Origin of the sequence: Thiocapsa sp. UBA6158 (assembly GCF_002423035.1) — a bacterium.
Taxonomy (GTDB): domain Bacteria; phylum Pseudomonadota; class Gammaproteobacteria; order Chromatiales; family Chromatiaceae; genus Thiocapsa.
In genome coordinates this window covers 1-240 of record NZ_DIUM01000100.1, presented here as the reverse complement: position 1 = coordinate 240, position 240 = coordinate 1, and the positions used below count along the sequence as shown (strand labels likewise).

General features: G+C 66.2%; 1 pseudogene. It reads right to left on the bottom strand.

Annotated elements, in window-relative coordinates:
• Positions 1 to 240, bottom strand: a pseudogene (locus tag B4N44_RS13845) (phosphoketolase); the annotation flags it as partial.

Sequence of the window (240 nt, the reverse complement as noted above, 5' to 3'; positions counted from 1 at the left end):
TGTCCGGATAGACCTCGGAGTAGGTCCCCTCCAGGTAGGTCGGTCCGAGCACGCCCGGGGCGCCGTGACCGGGACCGGCCATGAAGATCGCGTCGAGGTCGTCGCGCTTGATGCAGCGATTCAGATGCGCCCAGGCGAAGGAGAGGGCGGGGCTCGCGCCCCAGTGACCGAGCAGACGGTGTTTGACGTGCTCGATCGCCAGCGGCTCCTTTAGAAGCGGGTTGTCGCGCAGGTAGATCA